Raw genomic sequence first — 22,509 nt, forward strand, 5'->3', positions numbered from 1 at the left:
CTGTCCGCGTTCATGCCGGTGCCGTGTCAGGCTGCGGCTCGCCCAGGTTGAGCATGAGCCGGTTGGCCCAGGCGAAGATCGCCACCACATGGACCAGATCGAGAATTTCGGCATCGCTGAGCTGCGCGCGCAGGTCACGCACCTGTTCCTCATGGTTGCCGGCGGGTTGCAGGGTCAGGGCGATGGCGAAGCGGATGATCGCCAGCTCGCGGTCGGTGTCGCCGGCACTCCACGGGTCGGCGAACACCTGGGCGATGACCGCGTTGCGCTTGGCCAGTTGTTCGTAGCGCTGGGCATGCACCGAGGCGCAATAGACACAGCGGTTGACCCGCGACACCACCACGCTGGCCAGCTCCCGCTCGGCCCGCGACAGGCCGCCCGGCGCATACATGATGGCGTTGAAGGCCAGTGAGCGGTGGCGCAGGATCTCAGGCTGATGGGCCAGGGTCAGGTAGTACTCCGAGACCAGCGCGCGGGGGTGGCTCTCTTTCAGCACGCTCAGTTGCTCGCTGCTGGCGGTGTCCTTGTCCACCAATGGCAGCCAGCTTTTCCAGACGAGGCTGGCGTTGGTGAAGCCCTGTTCTTCGATCACTTCACTCATGCCTGCGCCCTCTTTTCACCGATTACCGCCAGGCCGCCCAGCAGGCGCGCTTCGAACGCCAGGAACGCGACCAATTGCGCAAGGCTCACCGCCTCGACCGGCCCCAGGCCCTGTTCGAGCAGACCGTAGAGGGCCTCGCGATCACCCTGTTCGGGTGTCAGCGTGAGCACTCGGGCATAGCCCAGAATCCGCTGCAAGCGTGGGTCGCCCACACCTTCAAGGTCGTCGGCCTCGATCGCCGCCCGAGAGACCGGCGCGAGGCCGTCGTCCAGCAGTTGGCTGCGGTAATGCGCGGCCAGCGCGGGCTGGCGGTTGAGCACTGCGACGTACAAAGCGACCGCATGGCGGGTCAGCAGGTCGAGGGCCTGGTCGAGGCCGGGATCGAACAGCGCGGCGTGGCTGTCCCGGGTCGCCTGCACGACCTTGTCGCGGCTGGCGCGCAGGTCATGCAGGTACGGGCTGGCCGGCAACAGGCCGGACAACAAATCCGGCCCGGATGAAAGGGAAACGGTCATGGCACTACCTCGGAGGATGGGCGGGAATCACGGGTTCACAGCAGCTCTTCAGGCGCAAGGACACCAGCGGTCCATTCGTCCCCCTGCAACTCAGGTTCTTCGTAGGCCTGCATCTGCGCGAAATGCCAGGCGATGTCCTCACCGAACAACTGCCCAGCCAGCGCCTGGGCGATGCGTTTGGCGCCATCGCTGATGGCCGGGATATCCCCGGAAACACCGCCATAGGTGAGCGCCGCGGGGTAGTTGAAGCAATGCACCCGGCCAAGCCCCGGGCAACTGCCGGGACGGGCCTCCTGGAATTCGAACTGGGCGCCGAGGTCCGGCAACTGTGCCAGCTCGCTGGCGCCCTCGTTGCTAGCGAAGCCCGCGTGGTCCGACCAGACCCGCACATGGGGCGCAAGCCCCGCGAACTCCTCGCGCGTCGTCAGGTCATTGCGAAACCCGGTGGCGAATACGATGAAGTCGTAGGTCAGGTTCGCCCGCGGTGTGCGGACGAGCAGTTCGTCGCCCTCGCCCACCACCACCGATTCGATGGGGTTGTCGAACAGGAACCGTGCATTGCCGTGTTTCGATACGCGCAAGGTGCTGCCTTGCGGCGGCGGCACCTGCTGGACTTCCAGGTAGCGCCGAATCCGCCATTTCCAGGCGTCCGGCAGGCGCCAGTAACCGTGGGTCATGCCCGGACTGCCGGCGCCCTTGCCTTTGTTCACCCGCGGCAACTGCGCCCGGCGAATCAACACGTCGACCCGCTCTGCGCCGGCTTCCAGGGCGGTCGCCGCCGCGTCCATGGCCGAGGCCCCGCCGCCGACCACCGCCACACGCTTGCCGGCGAAGTGGTCGTCGCGCAGGCCATCCGCCGAATGCGCCCACAGGTGCCGGGGCAGTACCGCGGCAATCTCCGGAACCCAAGGGCCACCCAAGCCATCACGGCCGGTCGCCAGGACCACATGGCGAGCCAGCACGATGAAGTCCCCGCCCGGGGATTCGACCTGCAGGCGCACATGGTCTTCGCGGCTGGCGTCAACATTGGCAACGCGATGGCGGTTGCGCACTTCAAGCTTGAGCACCTGGCGATACCAGCGCAGGTAGTGCGCCCATTGCAGACGAGGAATCTTGTCGAGGGCGTCCCAGGCCGCAGCGCCGAATTGCGCCTGGAACCAGGCGCGGAACGTCAGCGCGGGCAGGCCCAGCGCCGGGCCGCTCAATTGTTTCGGCGAGCGCAGCGTCTCCATGCGCGCGGTAGTAATCCAGGGGCCTTCGAAGCCCTCATCCGCTTTGTCGAACAGGCAGGCCGGCACACCCAGATGCTTGAGTTCGGCGGCGAGCGCCAGGCCGGCCATGCCACCGCCGACGATCACGACCGGGAGCACGGGCTGGCCATCCAACGTTTGCTCCGGGATCCATTCCCTGGCGGGCAGGCCCAACCATTCGAGGTCTTCGGCAAGCCGCTGTTCAAGGGCATCCAGGCCCGGGGAAGGTGAAGATAGGGACATGTAGGTACTCGATGAAAGATCGCGGCCGTTGAATTCATTTTCTGCATTCAATCGGCAATTGAATTCTTAAACCGAATACTATTGGCGAGACTTAATTTCTCCAAAGACTAAAAAACGCTATTCATATGCCCGCAGGTTCAGTCACTGGCTGGCGTAGATCGACTGCATCAGCGCGTCATGACGGTTGGCCGGATGCACGATGACCCCGGGCATCAGCTCGTGGCAAGCCGCTTCCAGCGCCACCACCAGTTGCCGGGCGGCATCGGACAGCGGGCTGGCGAACGGCGTCACCAGGCCGAAGAAGAACGGAATGTCCACCTCGATCGGCCGCACCACCACGCCATTGAGCGGCACGCCAAGGGCGGTGAACGGGTCCGCCAGGGCGATGCCCAATCCGACCCGGGCCATCTGGATGGCGATCAGCGAAGAGTTGGTGTCGATGATATGCGCGGGCTTCACCCCGGCGGCTTCGAAGGCTTTATCGATACGCCGGCGGAAGCGGAACGGATTGGAAATGCTGGCGAGGGTATGGGCCGCCAGGCGCTCCATGCTGATCACCGCTTCGTCCGCCAGCGGCGAATCCACTGGCAACACCGCTACGCACGGCGCCTGGGCGATCCAGTGCAGCTCCAGCCCGCGGTGCTCCAACGGCAGACTGACCACGCCCAGGTCAACGGTCTTGGACAGCACCGCTTCGATCGCGGGGCCGGGCAGCATGCTGTGCACCTGCAATTGTTGCGGGCGCAGCGCCTCGGGCAGGTTGGCCAGGGTCTGCGGAATCAGCCCGGTGGCCAGCGCCGCGGTTGCGACGATGCGCAACGAACTGTTTTCGTTGCGGGCGATGCTCTGCGCTCGCTGTTGCACATGGCGAATGCCCTGCAGCGCGCTCTCCACCTCGGCGGTCAGCAGGAAGGCCTTCTGCGTCGGCGTGACTTTCGGGCCGCTGCGCTCGAACAGGGCGAAGCCGAGCTCCTGCTCCAATTCCTGGATCAACCGGGTGATGGTGGGCTGGGAGCGGCCGAGCATCTGCCCGGCGCCCGTCACGCTGCCGGCGGACATAACGGCTGCGAAAGCCTCGAGTTGGCGCAGATCCACGAATTCTCCTTGATAACGGCGATACCGTCTGGCCGTGTGGCCGGGTGCGCTGATTCTTCAATCAAGTGGGATTCATTGCAATCTAAAAGGTATCCGCGCAGCCCCGTGATACTGATCAACTGCGTTGGCCAGCCACTATCGAGGGTTGTTCCAGTGGCTCAGGTGCAGGCTGTCCTCGATCAGGACCAGCCCCGACTGCACCTCGTCCACCACCTGGGTGGTGACCTGCAGCAACTGGTCGATGGTGCCTTCGATTTCTCCTGCCGATTGCCGGGTCCGCCCGGCCAGGACGCGCACGCTATCGGCGACTCTGAGAGTCTTTAGGGGGGCGTCTGGCAGGCTGTTCGGCTGATCATTTCTGCCTTTCCACAAACCATGGAGCACCATTCACTTCCAATGGATGGCTACATTGGGGCATATCCGAGGGCATGCCTTGGATGGTTTGAAAGGGATGCCCCAAGCCTGAGGTCCCACAGCCCCTTTCTCGAAAAAGTCACCCTTTGCAGCTCCCTGCCGCCGTCGAGCGCGGGGCAAGGCTCGCATCGAGCCCACTGGAAGTTGTCATGCTGGGTGCACAAGCGAAGGGAGCGTCACTGCCCGTCACACTTCGCCGAGCAAATTCGTTAACATCTACACAAAGCCGCACCCTCTTTCCCTTTCAGTTGCCCAACCGGCCTTTACGGAGCCACGTGCAGTGTCATTGAAATTGACCGTAATCGATCAGACGCCCATCCATGAAGCCCGAACCTCGGTAACCGCCGCCGCCACGTCGCTGGAACTCGCCATCGCGTGCGAAAGCCTGGGTTACCACCGGTACTGGGTAGCCGAACATCACAACAGCATTCAGTTCGCCGGTGCGGCTCCGGAAATTCTGCTCACGCGGATCGCCAGCGCAACGACAAGGATGCGGGTTGGCAGCGGCGGCGTGATGCTCACGCATTACAGCCCCTATAAAGTGGCCGAAACCTTCGCGCTCATCGGTGGACTTTTCCCTGGGCGCATCGATCTGGGAATAGGACGAGCGCCTGGCGGTAGTCACCTGAGTTCGATTGCCCTCGCTGCCCCCGGCAGTGTTTTACAGCACGATCATTTCCCCCGGCAGGCCGCTGAACTCTGTGCGTTTCTGCGGGGTGATTTCCCGACGAATCATGCTTATTCAGCCTTGGCCTGCGACACCAGCCCTGCCACCCTGCCCTCGCTATGGATGCTCGGGTCAGGCGGCGGTAGCTCAACCCTGGCGGGGCAGTTGGGAATGGGTCTGGCGCTGGCAAAATTCATCGCACCGGCGACATGCTCTCCGGCGATTTTCAGGCAACATGCCGAAGCGTACCGGCAGTCCGGGATCACCACGCCCCCTCCTCGCCTGGTTGCACTTGCAGTGATTTGCGCAGCGTCGGATGACGAAGCGCGCTTCCTCGCCGGCACCGCCGTCTACAGGAAACTGATGGCAGGAAGCATGCCCCGCGAGCCTTTGTTGTCCCCTGGCGAGGTGCAGCGGCGATACGCGCGGATGACTCAGCAGGAGCGAGTCGAGTTTGACAACACGCTAGGCGACATGGTGGTGGGCTCGCCCGAAACCTGCTGGTCGAGGATTCGACACATCGCTGACGAATACGGCTGCGAGGAAATCGGTGTGGTGACGGTCACCTACAGTTTCGATGACCGGCTGCGAAGCTACCGACTGCTTTCCGAAGCATCCGGTCTCGGCGCACGCTAGCGCAAGCCCGGCTGACGCACCGAAGCATTGCGCTATGGAAGAGCGCGTCCACGGGCTCAAGAGTGAGAGGCTGATCCATTGAAGGGCCACGGCTGCGGCCCTCCGACAGGGTGGCCCTCGCCATACCGGGTCAATGACGAACGAACGAGCGGTGGTTACACACCACTTCGTCAATGATCGTGCGAAAGATCTTCAAGATCAGCGCCCGGCTCAAGCCATGCTGTGAAGCCAGGGCTGAGTAACGATGCTCCTGCTGCGACTCGCGCTCGGGGTCCACAGCCTGCCATCGCTGCCGGGCCTTGAGTCGCCCCACTCGCTCGGTGACCTCGAACCGTTGAGAAAGCAGGATGATCAGTTGCTCGTCCAGTTCGTCGATGGTGTGGCGCAAGCTTGCCAGTTCAATGTTGTCCATTTGCCTCTTTCTCCCTCTGCGCTACAGCGCGCTTCCCAGCAGTTTGTTGGCCAGCACCGAGGAGTGGCTTATCTTGCCGTGCAACTCCAGCGGACGTTCTTGCAGGATGGCGCACCACTTGCTCAGTACCTCGATGAAATGCTCGGTCTGGGAAAGCAGCGCATCCGTGTTGTTTTCAAAGATGCTGGTCCACACCGTCACATCCGATGAGGCCAGGCGAATCTGCTCAAAGAAGCTGCGACCGATGAACGAACCGGTCTGCGGGTTGATGGGCAACTGGTCGCCAAAGGTCTCCATCAGCGAGAAGGCGATCAGGTGCGGCAGATGCGAGGTCAACGCCGCGATCCGGTCATGTTGGCGGGCATCGACCCGGCAGGTCACCGCACCAAGCGCGCGCCAGAACCCCTCGACCCGTTCAATAGCGCTCTCCGCCGTGGTGGCGAGCGGAACCAGCAAACAGCTCTTGCCGACAAACAGGTCTTTGCGCCCGGCCCCCGGGCCGCTCACTTCACCGCCCGCCATGGGGTGGCCGGGGACGAATGAGACATGCGCCGGCAAACGGCCTTCCAGCTCGTTGATCACCGTCTGCTTGGCTGACGCGACATCCGTCAGCACAGCGCCGTGTTTCATACCCTCGGCCAGGGCCAGGACTACCGTCGCCACCGCCCCCGTCGGTACGCACACCACCACCAGGTCACAGTCCTGCAATTCCGCCAGGCTAGCGGCACACTGTGTCACCAGGCCCAGCGCCTCAACCTCACGGCAGACCTGGCGGTTGCCATCGAAAAGGTGCAGGTGAATGTGCGGGTAGTTCAGTTTCACCGCCCGCAGGATAGAGCTGCCCAGCAATCCCAAGCCAACGATACCCAGATGACGTATGCGTTCCATGCTCCCGCACTCCTTTGCTTGAGTGGTTTACCAATGCGAGCATGAAAATTAGTACGCGAGCGATCAATACGCAAGGTCGTAAAATTCTTCATTTGCCACTAACGGACGAGGCAGAAGGCGAATTTTCGCCTGTGAAAAGGCTGAAAAACCTCGATAATGGCGGCCGACGCCCGGATCACCGGCAAGCGGGGTGAATCGGCGTACACGTGGGAGCTCTGCTACAGTCAGGATGTCTATACATCCTGACTGTTCGCTTGTACCCACTTTAAATCACGCGATTAGCCGCCAAGGCATCGCAGCTGGCCCGTTGTCCCATCGTGAACCGGCGGGCAGGCTGCTTCGGCCACGACCACCGGAGAAGCGGCGATCAAATACAACAATAGGTGTAGCGATGTATTCAAGCTTACGTTCCCTTGCAGACGATACGTTTTGTCTGCGCCTGCAGCGAGCTGCCAGGGTCTGGCGCAAGGTATCCGACGAAGAATTGAGCAAGCTCAATCTGTCCGAGGCCACCACCACCCCGTTGTGGCTCATCAATAAACTGGGCGAAGGCCTGCGCCAGCGCACCCTCGCCGAACACATGGGGCTGGAAGGACAGTCCCTGGTGCGCTTGCTCGATCAACTGGAAAGTGCCGGCCTGGTGGTACGTCGCGACGACCCTTCCGACCGTCGTGCCAAGGCGCTCTATCTGACGGACGCCGGTCGCAAGCTGGCGGAACAGGCTGAGTTGGTCGTCAGGCACATCCGCGCCAAGCTGCTGGATGGCGTGCCCTCCGAACACCTGGCGATTGTCGACGGGGTATTTGACAAGATCATCACGGCCGCCGCCGACTGACCCCTTCCGCGCCGGAGCCTTCCCCACACCCGGCGCATTCCCCTCCCCGCATCCCCTTTCGCTCCATGAAAACTCCTTCTAGCAATACTTGCGAATAGCTCGCATGAGATCTAGCATCGTCGTGCAGCATCCGATTATCGCCAGCTTCAATCCATAGAGCGCCTTTCTGCGAGCAAGCCAAGGGACGGCGTTCGTCATGCTTTTATCAGCCCGTGGAGCCCATTCATGTCAGATTCGCTTGAAGTCAGGGACGCTACTCGTGAACGGACAGTTCCCGCTCCCACCCCCGCCGTGCACCGGCAACAGATCATCGACCTGCTCGACCCCGAGAGCTTCCAGGAACTGGACGCCCAGGCCGAGCACGATTGCGTGCATTTCGGCGCCGCTGCCCGCAAGACCCGCGGTGACGGCATCGCCACCGGCCATGGCACAATCGACGGTCGCCCCGTTATCGTCTACGGCCATGACGGCAGTTTCATGGGCGGCAGTTCGAGCCGCATCCACGCCCTGAAAATCGGCAAGGTTCTGGACATCGCGCTGCGCACCGGGGTCCCGGTGATCGCCCTCAATCATTCATCCGGCCTGCGCATCCATGAAGGTGTGGACGCCGATTCGCAATTCAGCCATGTGTTCTACAAGACTGTCAGGGCCTCGGGGGTGGTGCCGCAGATTTCCGTCGTCCTCGGCGACTGCATCGGCGGCGCCGCCTACACCCCGGCGCTGACGGACTTCATCATCATGATCGACAACCAGTCAGCGCTGTTCCTGACCGGCCCCGCGGTGATCCGGCGCGCCACCGGCGAGGAAGTGACCAAGGAAGAAATCGGTGGCGGGTTCATGCACGCCAGCGAAACCGGACTGGCCCATTTCCTCGTGGACAGTGTCGAGGCGGCACTGGATCTGACCCGGCAACTGCTGTCGTACCTGCCGCAAAACAACACCGCGTACCCTCCGCATGTGGAGGGTCCGACGACCCAGCGTTACCTGACCCCCGCCGTGGCTAGCCTGGTTCCCCGCGAAAAAAACCTGCCGTTCGATGTCCGCCAACTGATCGACGGCTTCGTCGATGAGCAGTCGTTCCTCGAAGTACAGCCGCTCTTCGCCCGCAATATCGTGATCGGTTTCGCCCGGCTGGGCGGCAAGAGCATCGGCATCATCGCCAACCAACCGTCCTGGCTGGCGGGCTGCCTGGACATCAACGCCTCGACCAAGGCCGCGCGCTTCGTGCGGTTGTGCGATGCCTTCGGGATTGCGCTGCTGACCTTGATCGATGTGCCCGGCTACCTGCCGGGGCGGCAGCAGGAACGCTCGAACGTGATTGGTGCGGGCGCCAAGCTGATGCACGCGTATTGCGAAGCCAGTGTGCCGAAAATCGCCGTGGTCCTGCGCAAAGCCTACGGCGGCGCTTATCCCACGCTGGCCAACCGTTCGGCCACCGACCTGATCTTCGCTCTGCCCGGCGCGGAAATCTCGGTAATGGGCCCGGAGGGCGCAGTCGACGTGATTTTCCGCAAGGACATTGCCGCATCCGCCGATCCCCAGGCACGCCGGGAAACCCTGATCGATGACTACCGCCAGGCCCACGCCAGCGCCGAGTATTCGGCCAGCCGCACCTACATCGAAGGCCTGGTCGAGCCCGAGCATCTACGCAATACGCTGATCGCCAATTTCACCCTCTTGCAAGACAAGATCCCGGGGCTGCCGGGTAGAAGACATTCGAACATCCAACTGTGAAGGAGCACGGTCATGGCTATTCCAAGGGACCCCAGCAACGACTATCACGAAGACCAGATCGCCCGACGCCTGGCCTGGGTCGCCGAGCAGACGGATACCCGCCTTCCCTATATCGGCGGAGCGGCAATCAGTGGCGAGCAGGTCAAGGGCACCTGTGAAAACTTCATCGGCTTCGTCGGCACGCCTCTGGGCATTGCCGGGCCGCTGCTGATGAATGGCGAACGAGCCAAGGGCGAGTTCATCGTGCCGCTGGCGACTACCGAAGGTGCGTTGGTGGCATCTTTCTCCCGCGGCATGAACCTGATCACCGACAGTGGCGGCTGCAATATCACCAGCCTGGACAACGCCCAGCCTTCGCCCGGACAGCCCGCGTATCGGTTTCTGGGCGACGCGCTGACCAAGATTTCCGCGTTCGTCCTGCACGACCCCAGTGATGCGCCGCGGTTCGACAGTTGGCTCAGGGCGCACATGGTCGAGATCGTCGAAACGGCCAACGCCACCAGCAACCATGCACGCCTGCTGGAGGTATCGCCGCTATTCCAGGGCGATCTGGTGGGTCTGGCGTTCACCTACGAAACCGGCGACGCGATGGGCCTGAACATGGCCACCAAAGCCAACGAAGCCGCCTGCCGCTATATCAAGAACCAATGCCCGGAGTGGGTGGATTACTATTTCAACACCCTGGGCGGTGACAAGCGCTTCGTGGCCGACCAGGCCAAGGGCCGTTATGTGTCTGCCAGCGTGAGAATTCCCAAGGCACTGGTGGAACAGCGCCTGCGCACCACGCCGCTGCGCATGCAACGCTTCCTGCATGCCTGCAACAGCCTGCTCGCGCAACGCGGCGCGACCGCGCCGAACATCCATGTTGCCAATGCGCTGACCGCGCTGTTCATTGCCTGCGGGCAAGACCCCGCGTTCGTCACGGTGTCGTTCAAAAACGCCTGCACCACCTTCGACGTGCTGGACAATGGCGACCTGCTCGCCAGCGTAACCCTGCCCAACCTGATTGTCGGCACCGTTGGTGGCGGCACGCGCCTGCCCGCGCAGCAAGAGTGCCTGCAGATGCTGGGTTGCACGGACGACGCCCGCAAGCTGGCGGAAATCGCCGCCGCCGTAGCCCTGGCGGGCGAAGTCTCAGTGGCGGGCGCCGTCAGCGCCGGCGAGTTCACCCGCGCCCACACCACGCTGGGCCGTGGCCAGAGTGCCGGGGCAACGCCTGCTCGACTGGCGGAGGTATGACGATGGTTCGTCGCGTTCTGATCTGCTGCCGTGGAGAAATCGCCCACCGTTTTATCCGCACCTGCCAACTGCTGGGCATCGAGACCGTGGTGATCTACAGCGCCGACGATGACCAGGCGCCCTTTGTTCTTGCGGCCGACAGCTCGGTCCGCGTGCAAGCCTGGGATCCCGCGACGCTGATCCAGACCGTGATCGACGCGGCCCTGGACAGCAACGCCGACGCCGTGGCGCCGGGCTATGGGCCATTGGCGGAAAACGCCGACTTTGCCCAGGCCTGCGCAGATGCCGGCCTGCTGTTCATCGGACCCAACGCGGCGGCCGTGCGCCACACCGGCGACAAGATTGCCGCGCGCGCCGCCGCCCAGCGTGCCGGGGTTCCAGTGGTGCCAGGCCTGACCATCGACGATGACGTCGAGACTGGCGCGCGTGCCGCCGACGCCCTCGGCTACCCGGTCCTGCTCAAAGCGGCCCTGGGCGGCGGCGGACGTGGCATCCGCGTGGTGACGCAGCCCGACGAGTTTTCCGGGGCCTTTGCCGAGGTACGCCATGAAGCGATCCGCGCGTTCGGCAGCGGTCAACTGTACCTGGAGAAATTCCTCGGGGAAGTGGTCCGCCACATTGAAGTCCAGGTACTCGCCGACCAGCACGGCCATTACCTGCACCTGGGGACACGGGAATGCAGCGTGCAGCGCCGTCGCCAGAAAATCGTCGAGGAAGCGCCAGCGCCGAACCTCAGTGACGAGGTCCGGCAACGCCTGCATGAGGCGGCGCTGGCTGTGGCCCGGGAGGTCAACTACGACAGTGTCGGCACCGTGGAATTTCTGGTGGATGCCAGCGAACAGTTCTACTTCATCGAGATGAACGCGCGGATTCAGGTCGAGCACCCGGTGACAGAGCAAATCACCGGGGTCGACATTGTCGAACACCTGATTCGTTCGGCCCAGGGCCAGCCACTGGGCCTGACCCAGGAGCAGGTGCGATTTCACGGGCATGCTTTCGAATTCCGCTTGTGCGCCGAAAATGCCCATGGCGATTTCTTGCCCACCGGCGGACGGGTCATCGACTACCGCATCCCGGAGGGCCCGGGAATTCGTGTCGATTCCGGGATTCAGATCGGCTCGCTGATGTCGCCGCTGTTCGACAGTCTGTGCCTGAAACTGATCGTCAGCGCCGACAACCGTGCCTTTGCCGTACGGCGTGCCCGTGCCGTGCTGGAGGAATGGCTGGTGGCGGGCTTCAGCACCAACCTGCCGGTGCACGCCTGGCTGTTGTCCTACCCGGCGTTCGTCGACGGCACGTATGACCTGTCTATCTGCAATCACTTTCCCTCGGCCCATGCCCTGCCCGCCGAAGACGCCCGGCTGCTGCATGCCGTGGCGGCACTGGCGCGGCACCTGGAGCTGTCTCCGGCAGCCGCGCCCGTGCCCGCCACGGCAAGTAACCAACCATCGGCCTGGACCCGGCGCAACAGCCACTGGCAGTTGGCCTGATATCCCTCAAGGAGCGACCCCGCATGAGCAGATCAGCGGCGCACAGCCTGCCCGTCACGACGCTGGCCGGCTGCGCAGAAGGCGACACCGGCACGGCACAGGTGCACATCGAAGCCCTCGGCGAACAGCGTTACCAAGCAGTGTTCGCCGATGGCAGCAGCCTCCTTTTGGAAGTTCTGCAGCAGGACGAACTGCCCCACAGCACCACCCGGCTGACCCTGAACGTGGACGGCCAACGCAAGACCGTGCATGTCACCGCGAATGGCGCGCAACAGTTGACCCTGAACCACGCCGGCAGCCAACGCGCCCTCACCTGGCACAGCGGCAAACGCCGGGGGGATGGCGACGCGACGCCCCGCCAGCACTTCAGCAGCAGTTTGCTGGCACCGATGCCCGCGCGCGTGCTGGAAGTGCTGGTCAGCGAAGACACCCTCGTCGAAGAGAACCAGCCGTTGCTGCGCATCGAAGCGATGAAGATGGTCATGACCTTGTCCGCGCCCGGTCGCCGACAGATCAAGACCCTGCACATCAAACAGGACGACGGCATCCTCGCCGGCCAACTGCTGATCACCTTCGCCAAGGTGGATTGAGCGCTGCACACCGCCCCCGAAGCAGCCGCGACGGGGCGCGACCCGGTAACTTTTCTCATATTCAATGGAGCTGAAATGACACTAGAAGCCCGCGTCACCCAGTACTGTGACGACCTGACCTTTGCTTCAATCGACGCCGCCTCCCTGGAAATCGCCAGCCGTTCGTTGCTCGATGCCCTCGGTGTTTCACTGGCAGGTGCCCGCGATGCGGGGGTCAAGGTATTGGCCGGAATCGTCGAGCAATGGGGTGGCCAGCCGCAAAGCCGGGTCCTCGGCCGTCAGCAGGCGCTACCCGCGCCGGCAGCGGCGATGCTCAACGGCGCGGCCGCCCGCGTGCTGGATTTCGATGACGTCGCCGACCCTCTGGGCACCCATCCCAGCGTGGCCATCCTGCCGCCGCTACTGGCGATTGCCGACCTGATCGGCCAGCCCATCGACCGCCAGGCGTTCCTCACGGCCTTTGTCGCCGGCCAGGACCTGTCCATTCGCCTGTCCCGGGCCCGCAAGGAAACCCTGCTGGAAAGCGGTCGCTACGACCTGTGCAAGGTCATCGCCGCCACGGCCGCCGCCGGCAAGCTCTACGGCCTGCGAGGTGCGCAACTGCATCACGCGCTGGGCATCGCCTACACCAGTGCCCTGGGCGAAACCCAGTGCATGATCGATGGCGCCTCGACGGTGTTCTACCAGCAGGGCCTGGTGGCGGCCAATGCGGTGCGCGCCGTGGTGCTGGCGGCCAACGGCTTTACCGGCGCGAGCCAGTTCCTCACCGGTCGCTGGGGCTACTACAACGCCTTCGAACCCGGCTCGGCACTGGACACCATCGAGGCCGGTCTGGGCAACACGTTCAGCAACACCGACGGCATTGCCTTCAAGCCCTACCCCACGTGCCGGCCCAATACCTCGGCGGTGGCCCTGGCCCTTGAACTGGTGCGCGGGCGCCGCCTGCAGGCGGCGGAGGTGGTGCGCATCGACGTGCTGACCAACCGGCAGATCTTCGACCTGGTCAGCGCCCCGATCGAACGCAAGCAAGCACCGACCACGGTCGTCGAGGCGCGCTTCAGCCTGGCTTACAACATCGCCGCGGCACTCACCAGCGGCGACCTGTTCATCGATGACTTCAACGAACAGGCGATCCTGCGGCCTGCGGTGATCGCCCTGAGCCGCAAGATCTTCCCCGATCACGACCCGTCCTGCGAGATCGCCGAACTGGGCACCCACGGCAAGATCAAGATCCGCATCGAGCTGGCCGATGGCACGGTCCTGCAAGGCGAAGTCAGCCACGCCAAGGGTAACCCGCTGAACCCGATGAGCCAGGAAGAGCTGCTGACGAAGTTCAACAAGTGCCTGGCCTGGTCGGACGCTGCCCAGGCCCGGGCACAGTCGGCAACCATCGTCGACTGGATCTTTGACCGCGACGCGATCAACCCTTCCTATCAGGTACTCGCCCAGGCCCTGCACGCCCCGCTGTAATCGACCCAAACGACAACAGGCACCTGTCAAAGGTGCCTGTTGTCGTTTTCCCCGGGACCGCTTGCCGTCAATAGACCTTTTCCACCTCCACCACCGCGATGCGCCGGACTTCATTGCGCTCCAGCGGGCCACCATTGATCTGCGCCAACAATTCACTCTCGCGCTGCCGCGCGCCGATGATCGAACGCGCCTTGACATGCCCGTAGCCGCGAATCGCTTCCGGCAGGCGCGCCCAACTCACCACCAGCGGCAAGTTTTCGGCGGTCAGCTTCGGCAGCAGCGAAAGCACGGTGTTCTGGTAGGTCTCGAGCAGGCGCAGCTCTTCCCGACGCTCCTTGAGCACAGCGAACGGGTCCAGCGCGGTGTGCCGTAAGAAACGCAGCCCCGCCAGCGCCCGGAAGACCGGAATGATCCAGCCGGAGACCTTGATCTTGCGCGGTTCGCCCGTGCGCTTGCGCAAGCCATCCAGCAACGGTGGGGCCAGATGAAAAGTCACCTTGGGCCGGCCGGCGAACGACTCGCCGAGGCTTTTCAGAAACTCGGGCGAACTGTGCAGCCGCGCCACTTCGTATTCGTCCTTGAACGCCATCAGCTTGAACAGGTTGTGGGCCACTGCATGGGCCAGCGTGGTATCGCCCAACCCCGCGGTAGCCTGGACGACCTGCTCGACCATCGCCCGGTAACGCGCGGCATAACGTTGATCCTGATAGTCCACCAAAAACGCACTACGCCGTTGCACCACCTGCGCCAGGGTCTCGCCCTGCGACACCACTGGCGCGGGGCGGATCTGCGGGGCCGGGTTGATCTGACTGTCGACGAAGGCCGGATCGGCCGCCAGCAGTCGTCCCCAGGCAAACGCCACGCGGTTGGACTGGACATCGCCGCCATAGATTTCCAGCGAGCGATCGAGGGCATCGAACGTCAGGGGGATGGCGCCTTGCTGCCAGGCAAACCCCAACAGCAGGATATTCGCCTGCATCGGGCCGACCACCGCCGTCGCCACCTTGCGCGCATCCAGCGACTGATAGCGCTCGGCCCCCACGGTGTCGATCAGGCGCTGCTCGATCGCCCCGGTTTCCAGGCGCACGGCCGGGTCCAGCAGCATCGCGCCGGCCTGGACTTCGCTGGTGCTGGCGACCACCCGGGACTTGCCCCGGCGTAGCACGTTCAAGGCTTCATCTTCAGAGGCAACGGCCAGGTCGGAGGCGATCAATACGTCAGCGCAGGCCCGGTCGATGCGGTGTTGGTGCAACTGCCGTGGATTCCGGGCCAGACGGATGTGACTGAACACCGAGCCGCCTTTCTGGGCGAACCCGGTAAAGTCCAGCACCGACACGTCCAGCCCTTGCAGGTGCGCGGCCATGGCGATGGTGCCCGCCATCGTCACCACACCCGTGCCGCCCACGCCCGTCAGCAGCAGTTCGAAGGTCCGCTCGAAGCCCACCTGTTCTGGCGTCGCCAGGGCGCCGGCGCGGACCAGCACATCCTCGGCCGGCAACTGCTTGCGGCGCGCCGTGGCAGGCGTGCCACTGACGGTGACGAAGCTTGGGCAGAAGCCCTTCACACAGGACTGGTCGAGGTTGCAGGAATCGGTGTCGATACTGCGCTTGCGGCCGAATTCGGTGTCCACCGGCACCACCGACAGGCAGTTGGACTTGACCTGGCAATCGCCACAGCCTTCGCAGACCTGCTCGTTGATCACCACCCGCGACTGCACCTTCGCGGGCGGCAAGCGCTTGCGCCGTCGCCGGGCTTCAGTGGCGCACACCTGGTCGAACACCAACACACTGACGCCGCGCAATTCCCGCAAACGCCGCTGGACACTGTCCAGGCTGTCACGGTGGTAAACCTTCACGCCCTCCGGCAAGCCTTCGCCTGATGGGTAGCGGCTCGGGTCATCCGCCACCACCACGACTTCGCGCACGCCTTCGCTCTGCACCAACTCGACCACCTGGCGCACGCTCAGTTTGCCGTCAACCGGCTGGCCGCCCGTCATTGCAACCGCGTCGTTGTACAGGACCTTGTAAGTGATATTGGCGTTGGCGGCGATGGCTTGCCGAATCGCCAGGTAGCCCGAGTGGAAAAACGTCCCGTCACCGATGTTCTGGAAAATATGTGGGGTCGCCACGAAAGCCATCTGCCCCAGCCAGTCGGCACCCTCGCCCCCCATTTGCACGCTGCCGCTGGTTGCGCGGTCGGGCATCCGCGCCGCCAGCGCATGACAGCCGATACCCAGCCGGGCCTCGCTGCCTTCCGGCAACTGGGTCGAGGTGTTGTGCGGGCACCCCGAGCACAGGTAGGGCGTGCGTTTGAGCCAGTGAAGTTCGCGCGACACCGGGCCTTCGATCCAGTAGCGCGGCGCATCGATGGCCAGGCCAAACGGCGCCAGACGTGTCGCCAGAACCCGCATGATCCGTGACGGCCGCAGCTCTTCGGTGACCGACAACAACGGTTGCCCGCGTTCATCCAACTTGCCGATGATCAGCGGCCGGTGCTCCGGTTTGGCGTTGAACAGCGCGCGCTTTAGCTGGTCTTCCACTACGCCGGCCTTCTCTTCGACGACCAGCACCCGCTCACAGCGCCGGGCCCAGGATTCCAACACCGGTGACAGCGGGTACACGACCCGCACGCCGAGCAGGGCGATCCCAGCCTTTTCCAGCGCGTCCAGTGTCACGCCGCCACGCTCCAGAGCCTCGCGCACATCGCCATACGCCTTGCCGACGGCCGCGATCAGCAGCCGGGGAAAGGCCGGTGCCACGTCCACCCGATCAAGGGGATTGGCGCGGATGAAACTCCGCGCCGCCTCGATCTTGTAGGAAAACCGCCGTTCAATCTGCATGCCTGGCAAGTCTGGCCAGCGCCAGTGCAGACCGTCAGGTCCGGGATCGATAGTCGGCGCGGTAAAGCGTGGCGCTTCGACGGTTTCGACTGAACGCGATGCCTCGACCGTTTCGGTGATCGCCTTGAACCCGACCCACAGCCCGGAACTCCGCGACAGGGCCCAGCCCCACAACCCGCAATACTCATAATCGTCGAGCCCGACCGGGTGGATCACCGGCAGCCCCCAGGCAATCAAGGCTTGGTCCGACTGATGGGACATCGACGACGAAACGCAACCATGGTCATCTCCGGTGACCACCAATACGCCGCCATGGGGCGACGAACCGTAGGCGTTACCGTGTTTCAGGGCATCGCCGGAACGGTCGACTCCCGGGCCTTTGCCGTACCACATGCCAAAGACGCCGTCGTGTAATCGGGTCGGGTCGCTTTCCACTCGCTGACTGCCGATCAGCGCGGTCGCCGCCAGGTCTTCGTTGATGCCCGGCTGAAAGCGGATGTTGGCCTTTTCCAGCAACGGCCTGGCCCGCCACAGCTCCTGGTCGAGGCCACCCAGCGGCGAGCCCCGATAGCCGCTGACAAAACCCGCCGAATTGATGCCCGCCGCGCGGTCCGCGGCAGCCTGGGCCAATAGCAGGCGTACCAGCGCCTGCTGGCCACTGAGGAAGATCTTGCCGGCGGGCTCTTCGATACCCCGCCGATAACGAGAGTCAAGCCCGTACGCCGAATCCAGAGTCATGTTCGAGTCCCTTCAGAGTGCGCTTGCTGTGGATAGGGGGCAGTGGTGCTGAGCAGCTTCAATCCCTGGCGAGCGATCACAATCGCCTCTCGTAGTACGGCCTCATCGCCGATATGGTTCATCAGCAGCAACACCAACTGGGCATGCAGCAAATGCCCGGCCGATGCGTCGAGGTCCTGGCAGGCGTCGGTCAGTAGCTGGAAGTAGCCATCCGGGTTGCTCAGGCGGCACTCGCTGGCAAGGCTGGTGGCCAAAGGGCTGGATAACGTGCTCATGACACATGCTCCTGTGCGTGGGCAGGCACTTCAGTGGCCGAAGCGATAGCAATGGCGCGCTCGATGGCGGCCACATCGAGAAAGCTCAGGGTGGTCAACACATGCTGGTCCGGGCGGATCACCGCCACCGCCCCCGGTTGCAGGCCGTAGCGCGACGCGACCAGGCCCGTGTGATCCCACACCTGATCGAGCCCCGGGTCGGGCCTGCGTGAAGTCAGCACCAGCACATCGACCGGATAGGCCGCGGCGATCGCCTCCGCTACCGGCGTCGGGCCGGGCTCGTACAGCAATACGGTAAAGCCCCGCCGGCCCAGATGGTTGAGCAGCCAGTCGGGCTTGCCGTGAACGGTTACGGGTGCATCCGGGCTCGCCGTCCCGGGCGCGATGCGGGTGGCGTCGTGCTCGCCGAACTGCTCGAACTGACCGACGCCAAGCAACCGCGCCGGCTTCGACAGCCGCCCGGAATTGATCAGCGTGCGAGCCCAGGAGGTGTTGCTGGCCAGCGCCAGGGACGCTTCGCGCAATACATGCACGGCGCTGCTGGGCGGGGTGATGAAGTCCGCGCTGCGGGTCGAGTTGAGGATGTTTTCGTCAGCGGCGAACACCCGCTCTTCGTCATAGGAGTGAATCAGCGCCGGTGACGCACCGTGGAGGATGATTCCGGCCAGGCGCCAGCCGAGGTTGTCCGCATCCTGGATGCCGCCATTGCCGCCACGCCCGCCAAACGGGCTGACCTGGTGCGCACTGTCACCGGCGAAGACCACCCGCGAATGCACAAAGCTCTCCAATCGCCGGCAGCGGAAGGTGTAGACACTGATCCAGTCGATGCGTAGCGGCGTCTGCTCGCCGAACATCGCTCGCAGCCGCCTGGCGACCCGCTCTGGTTCGCGCTCCACGGCCGGATCGGCGTCGGCGCCCAGTTGGAAATCAACCCGCCACAGGTCATCCGGCTGTTTGTGCAGCAGCACCGAATGGTTGGGATGAAAGGGAGGGTCGAACCAGAAACGTCGCTCGGCGGGAAAGTCGGGCTTCATTTCCACATCGACAATCAGGAAGTGATCGTCGAATACCTTGCCGATAAAAGGCAGGTCCAGCGCACTGCGGACCGCCGACCGCGCGCCGTCGCAAGCGACAAGCCAGTCACAATGCAATCGATAGGCACCGTCGGGGCACTCGACACTCACGGTCGCCCCCTCTGCCCGCTGCTCGACGCCCACCACTTTGCTCAGGCACTGCAACTCCACCAGGCCAGTGGCCAGGCACGCCTGGACCAGCCATTCCTCGATATAGGTTTGCTGGATATTGAGGAACGCCGGATAACCAAAGCCGGGCTCCAACTGAAAGTCGAAACTGAACATCTCCTGGTCTTTGTGGAAGACCCGGCCAAGCTGCCAGTCGACGCCTTTTTCCCGCAAGTTCTCCGGCAACCCCAGGCGCCCGAGGATTTCCAGACTGCGCTGAGCAAACACAATGGCCCTGGATCCTTCCGTCAGAGTCTGCCGGGCCTCCAGAACAACGCTCGCTACGCCGCGCCGGGCCAGGTCGAGCGCCAGGGTCAAGCCCACGAGGCCGGCACCGACAATCGCCAGGGGCACCGTTCGGGCCGTAGTGAGTTGAAGATCCGGGGGAGTGGAATAGATCAAGCTGGACGGCTGGTGCATGAATCGTCGCCTCCGATGGCAAGTTGTCGCGTTAAAGCAGGTCCTGGCAAAGGAAGTTAGCTCCCTGACGCGTAGTACGCAAGCACGCCTTTCTTGAAGTTTTATAGTGTAAAAAACTATGTTTATAACGTTTATCAGTCTGTAACTTTTCCCTGCCACAGCGTGCATCCAGACGATAAACGCCGCCAGCACATGGCCATCAATACCCATATATACAAGAGATACAGCCCGAAAACGCCACGCTTAGGCGCGGTGGAGCGCTTCGACATAAAACTCCGAAAAACTATATTGCAAGCGATCTATTCGTGAACTACTTTCTTTTTCGACATGAAGTCATGTTGAACACAAGCCCAGGCGTACCTGGACGTCGCGGTCCATGGAAGGGCGATGATTTATTCAGGAGATGCAATGCTCGACATCACTCAGGAAAACCCGGCATCGACACTCGATTCCGCCGTGGGCACCGAACCGCTGACCGTGCTGTGCACGCTGTTGTCACGGGCCGACAACACGCCTTTGAATCAGCGACGCAAAGGTCCGCTGCAAATGCTCGACCTGTATGGCGAGGTGCTCGGTGACCCGGCCAATACCGTGAATGCCTTTGAGGCACAGCCCAACCTCAACTTCGAAAAGTGGACCGAGTACTGGCGCAAGACCCACGGCCCACGCTTCACCCACGCCCTGCCCACCCAAGCGGACGGCCGCCATCCCTTGCTGCGCTATGACCAGATACACCGCCTCAGCGCAGGCCCTTCGCACCTCTCGCCACTGCCCTACCTGCCGCCCCTCGACAACGACGGCCGACTGTTCGACAGCGTGATCGGCCGTGTGCCGCCCTACGCGCGCCCGGATTGGGACGGTATCGCGTACCTCGGCTTCGCCAACACCGACGCCTTGCAAGTCACCTTCGGCCACGAGGAAATCTCCCGAGCGATCCTCCCCGAAGACCAGGTGATCTTCCGCGAGCTGTGCCCGATCCTGTGCCGTCAGCACATCCTCATACCCAGCGCGACATCTCGCGAATCGATCCTGTTGATCAGCCTGATACGCCGTAACCGGGCACTCAGCCGCGACCAGTTCCAGCGCCGCTGGCTACAGGAATACGCACCCCGCTTGCTCGAGCAACCGGCGACCCGGCGCCTGGTCAAGCGCTATGTGCAATTGCACAACATCGGTCCGGTCGACGCGGACCAGCCGCTTTATCACGAAGTGGCCAAGGACATCGACGGCGTGGCAATCAGCGCTTTCAGTTCGATCATCGACCTGGAGGAGTTCCTGCTTGATCCGGGCATCGCCGCGCTCACCCAGGCCCAGGCGCCACTGATCGATACGCAGCAACCTGAGTACTGGACTGGCCTCGCCTTCCAGGTCATCAACCAACTGCCCGGTGAAACCCGCACCGCCAGCCCCGCGCCTGCTCGACGGGATGTCAGCGCGCACGCCTGACGCACGCAGCGTCCTGATTCACCCGATCCCCTTATGGAACAAGCGGAGAAGTACCGATGCCCAATGAATGGTCACCCTCGTCCTGGCGTGAAAAGAACGTACTGCAATTGCCCGAGTATCCCGACCCCGAGCGTCTCGCCGCGGTCGAGGCGCAACTGCGCGGCAGCGTGCCGCTGGTGCTGGCCTCCGAGATCCGTTCACTGAAGGCTCGCCTGGCCCAGGTCGCCCGTGGCAAGGCATTCCTCCTGCAAGGTGGCGACTGCGCGGAATCCTTTGCCGAGTTCCATCCGGGCGGCGTCCGCGACCTGTTCAGGGTTTTCCTGCAGATGTCGACCGTGCTCGCGTTCAGCACCGGGGTGCCGGTGGTCAAGGTCGGGCGGATTGCCGGGCAGTTCGCCAAGCCGCGCAGCAGCCCCGACGAAACCATTGACGGGGTGACGCTGCCCAGTTATCGCGGCGATATCATCAACTCCATCGAGTTCAACGCGCAGGCTCGCCGGCCCGATCCCGAACGAATCCTGCAGGCGTACAACCAGTCCAGCGCCACCATGAACCTGTTGCGCGCCCTCGGCCGCAGCGGCTTTTCCGACATGCGTCATGTCCAGCAATGGAACACCCGTTTCATTGCCGGCGCCCCCGAGGGCCAGCGCTACCGAGTGATTGGCCGCCGGATCGAGGAAGCCCTCAAGTTCATGAATGCTTGCGGTGTCTCGCCAGAGTCTGTCCAGGCGCTGCGTGAAACCGAGCTGTTCACCAGCCACGATGCGCTGCTGCTCAACTATGAAGAAGCCTTCACCCGCCTCGACTATGCCAGCGACGAATGGTACGACTGCTCGGCGCACATGCTGTGGATCGGCGAACGCACGCGGGGTGTCGAGGATGCCCACGTCGAGTTCCTCAAGGGAGTGAAAAACCCCATCGGCCTCAAATGCGGGCCGACCCTGCGGGAAGACGACCTGTTGCGCCTGATCGATGCGCTCAACCCGGACAACGAGCCTGGGCGCTTGACCTTGATCGTACGCATGGGCGCCGACGTGCTCGCCGAACGCCTGCCGCAGTTGGTGCGCGCAGTGAAGAACGAAGGGCGCGAGGTGATCTGGTCGGTCGATCCGATGCATGCCAATACCATCAAGTCCAGCACCGGCTACAAAACGCGGCGGTTCGCTTCGGTGATCACCGAAGTCGAGCGTTTTTTCGATGTCCACCAAGCCGAAGGCACCCATGCCGGCGGCGTACATCTGGAGATGACCGGTGCCGATGTCACCGAATGCACCGGGGGTGGACAGCGCATCTGCGACGCGGACTTGAGCAATCGCTACCACACCCATTGCGACCCACGCCTGAACGCCACCCAAGCCCTGGAGCTGGCCTTTTTGATTGCCGAGAAACTGAAGATCGAAAAGCCCGAACCGGCGATCCTTGAACTGGCCCTCTGAAACCTTTTCCGCAGCCACTAAAAAGCCCATCCGAC

19 protein-coding genes are annotated in these 22,509 nt (G+C 63.5%); 9 read left to right on the plus strand and 10 right to left on the minus strand.

Features of this window, described 5'->3' with window-relative positions; genetic code table 11:
* Positions 1-10 precede the first annotated feature (10 nt).
* The 5 genes from CKW37_RS07775 to CKW37_RS32770 form a co-directional block, all read right to left on the minus strand.
* Positions 11-601, minus strand: a complete 591-nt coding sequence (locus CKW37_RS07775; protein ID WP_095155104.1) for a peroxidase-related enzyme — start codon at positions 599-601, stop codon at positions 11-13.
* Positions 598-1,116: a CMD domain-containing protein gene (locus CKW37_RS07780; RefSeq protein WP_143501931.1), complete on the minus strand. Its 519-nt coding sequence runs from the start codon at positions 1,114-1,116 to the stop codon at positions 598-600. The genes CKW37_RS07775 and CKW37_RS07780 overlap by 4 nt, the downstream gene beginning before the upstream one ends.
* A gap of 35 nt (positions 1,117-1,151) precedes the next feature.
* Positions 1,152-2,609: an FAD-dependent oxidoreductase gene (locus tag CKW37_RS07785; protein ID WP_095155106.1), complete on the minus strand. Its 1,458-nt coding sequence runs from the start codon at positions 2,607-2,609 to the stop codon at positions 1,152-1,154.
* A gap of 141 nt (positions 2,610-2,750) precedes the next feature.
* Entirely contained in the window at positions 2,751-3,704 is a 954-nt protein-coding gene (locus tag CKW37_RS07790) for a LysR family transcriptional regulator (RefSeq protein WP_095155107.1), read from the minus strand.
* 135 nt (positions 3,705-3,839) lie between these two features.
* Positions 3,840-4,001, minus strand: a complete 162-nt coding sequence (locus tag CKW37_RS32770; protein ID WP_159985233.1) for a hypothetical protein — start codon at positions 3,999-4,001, stop codon at positions 3,840-3,842.
* A gap of 397 nt (positions 4,002-4,398) precedes the next feature.
* Between CKW37_RS32770 and CKW37_RS07795 the strand changes: the two genes are divergently transcribed.
* Complete coding sequence (locus CKW37_RS07795; RefSeq protein WP_159985235.1) at positions 4,399-5,421, plus strand: MsnO8 family LLM class oxidoreductase; 1,023 nt, start codon at positions 4,399-4,401, stop codon at positions 5,419-5,421.
* A 130-nt stretch (positions 5,422-5,551) separates the two neighbouring features.
* On the opposite strand, the gene CKW37_RS07800 is transcribed toward CKW37_RS07795, so the two are convergent.
* The gene (locus CKW37_RS07800; RefSeq protein ID WP_095155109.1) at positions 5,552-5,833 is read right to left on the minus strand and encodes a chorismate mutase; all 282 of its coding nucleotides are present in this window, start codon (positions 5,831-5,833) and stop codon (positions 5,552-5,554) included.
* 21 nt (positions 5,834-5,854) lie between these two features.
* Positions 5,855-6,721 carry a prephenate dehydrogenase/arogenate dehydrogenase family protein gene (locus CKW37_RS07805; protein ID WP_095155110.1) on the minus strand — a complete coding sequence of 289 codons (867 nt, stop codon included), beginning with the start codon at positions 6,719-6,721 and terminating at the stop codon, positions 5,855-5,857.
* A gap of 484 nt (positions 6,722-7,205) precedes the next feature.
* Between CKW37_RS07805 and CKW37_RS07810 the strand changes: the two genes are divergently transcribed.
* From CKW37_RS07810 to CKW37_RS07835, 6 genes are all read left to right on the plus strand, one after another.
* On the plus strand, positions 7,206-7,556 hold the full coding sequence (locus tag CKW37_RS07810) for a MarR family winged helix-turn-helix transcriptional regulator (protein WP_218241237.1): 351 nt from the start codon (positions 7,206-7,208) through the stop codon (positions 7,554-7,556).
* Positions 7,557-7,781: 225 nt separating this feature from the next.
* Complete coding sequence (locus tag CKW37_RS07815; RefSeq protein WP_095155112.1) at positions 7,782-9,290, plus strand: acyl-CoA carboxylase subunit beta; 1,509 nt, start codon at positions 7,782-7,784, stop codon at positions 9,288-9,290.
* 12 nt (positions 9,291-9,302) lie between these two features.
* Positions 9,303-10,529: a hydroxymethylglutaryl-CoA reductase gene (locus CKW37_RS07820; protein ID WP_095155113.1), complete on the plus strand. Its 1,227-nt coding sequence runs from the start codon at positions 9,303-9,305 to the stop codon at positions 10,527-10,529.
* Positions 10,530-10,531: 2 nt separating this feature from the next.
* Positions 10,532-12,019 (plus strand): acetyl/propionyl/methylcrotonyl-CoA carboxylase subunit alpha, encoded by a 1,488-nt coding sequence (locus CKW37_RS07825; RefSeq protein ID WP_095155114.1) that lies wholly within the window; start codon positions 10,532-10,534, stop codon positions 12,017-12,019.
* Positions 12,020-12,042: 23 nt separating this feature from the next.
* Positions 12,043-12,609 carry an acetyl-CoA carboxylase biotin carboxyl carrier protein subunit gene (locus tag CKW37_RS07830; RefSeq protein WP_095155115.1) on the plus strand — a complete coding sequence of 189 codons (567 nt, stop codon included), beginning with the start codon at positions 12,043-12,045 and terminating at the stop codon, positions 12,607-12,609.
* A 75-nt stretch (positions 12,610-12,684) separates the two neighbouring features.
* Entirely contained in the window at positions 12,685-14,079 is a 1,395-nt protein-coding gene (locus tag CKW37_RS07835; protein ID WP_095155116.1) for an MmgE/PrpD family protein, read from the plus strand.
* A gap of 67 nt (positions 14,080-14,146) precedes the next feature.
* Here the strand turns inward: CKW37_RS07835 and CKW37_RS07840 are convergent, their stop codons facing one another.
* The 3 genes from CKW37_RS07840 to CKW37_RS07850 are packed head-to-tail and all read right to left on the minus strand — an operon-like array spanning position 14,147 to position 19,592.
* The gene (locus CKW37_RS07840) at positions 14,147-17,656 is read right to left on the minus strand and encodes an indolepyruvate ferredoxin oxidoreductase family protein (RefSeq protein WP_095155117.1); all 3,510 of its coding nucleotides are present in this window, start codon (positions 17,654-17,656) and stop codon (positions 14,147-14,149) included.
* Positions 17,653-17,931, minus strand: coding sequence for a DUF2783 domain-containing protein (locus CKW37_RS07845; RefSeq protein WP_095155118.1), 279 nt, complete (start codon positions 17,929-17,931; stop codon positions 17,653-17,655). Before CKW37_RS07845 ends, CKW37_RS07840 begins: the two co-directional genes overlap by 4 nt.
* Entirely contained in the window at positions 17,928-19,592 is a 1,665-nt protein-coding gene (locus CKW37_RS07850; RefSeq protein WP_095155119.1) for an FAD-dependent monooxygenase, read from the minus strand. The genes CKW37_RS07845 and CKW37_RS07850 overlap by 4 nt, the downstream gene beginning before the upstream one ends.
* A gap of 408 nt (positions 19,593-20,000) precedes the next feature.
* On the opposite strand from CKW37_RS07850, the gene CKW37_RS07855 reads away from it, so the two are divergent.
* The gene (locus CKW37_RS07855) at positions 20,001-21,038 is read left to right on the plus strand and encodes an EthD domain-containing protein (RefSeq protein WP_218241239.1); all 1,038 of its coding nucleotides are present in this window, start codon (positions 20,001-20,003) and stop codon (positions 21,036-21,038) included.
* A gap of 56 nt (positions 21,039-21,094) precedes the next feature.
* Positions 21,095-22,474, plus strand: a complete 1,380-nt coding sequence (locus CKW37_RS07860) for a class II 3-deoxy-7-phosphoheptulonate synthase (protein WP_095155120.1) — start codon at positions 21,095-21,097, stop codon at positions 22,472-22,474.
* Positions 22,475-22,509: the final 35 nt, after the last annotated feature.

Source organism: Pseudomonas sp. Irchel 3E13 (assembly GCF_900187455.1).
Classification (GTDB): Bacteria; Pseudomonadota; Gammaproteobacteria; order Pseudomonadales; family Pseudomonadaceae; genus Aquipseudomonas.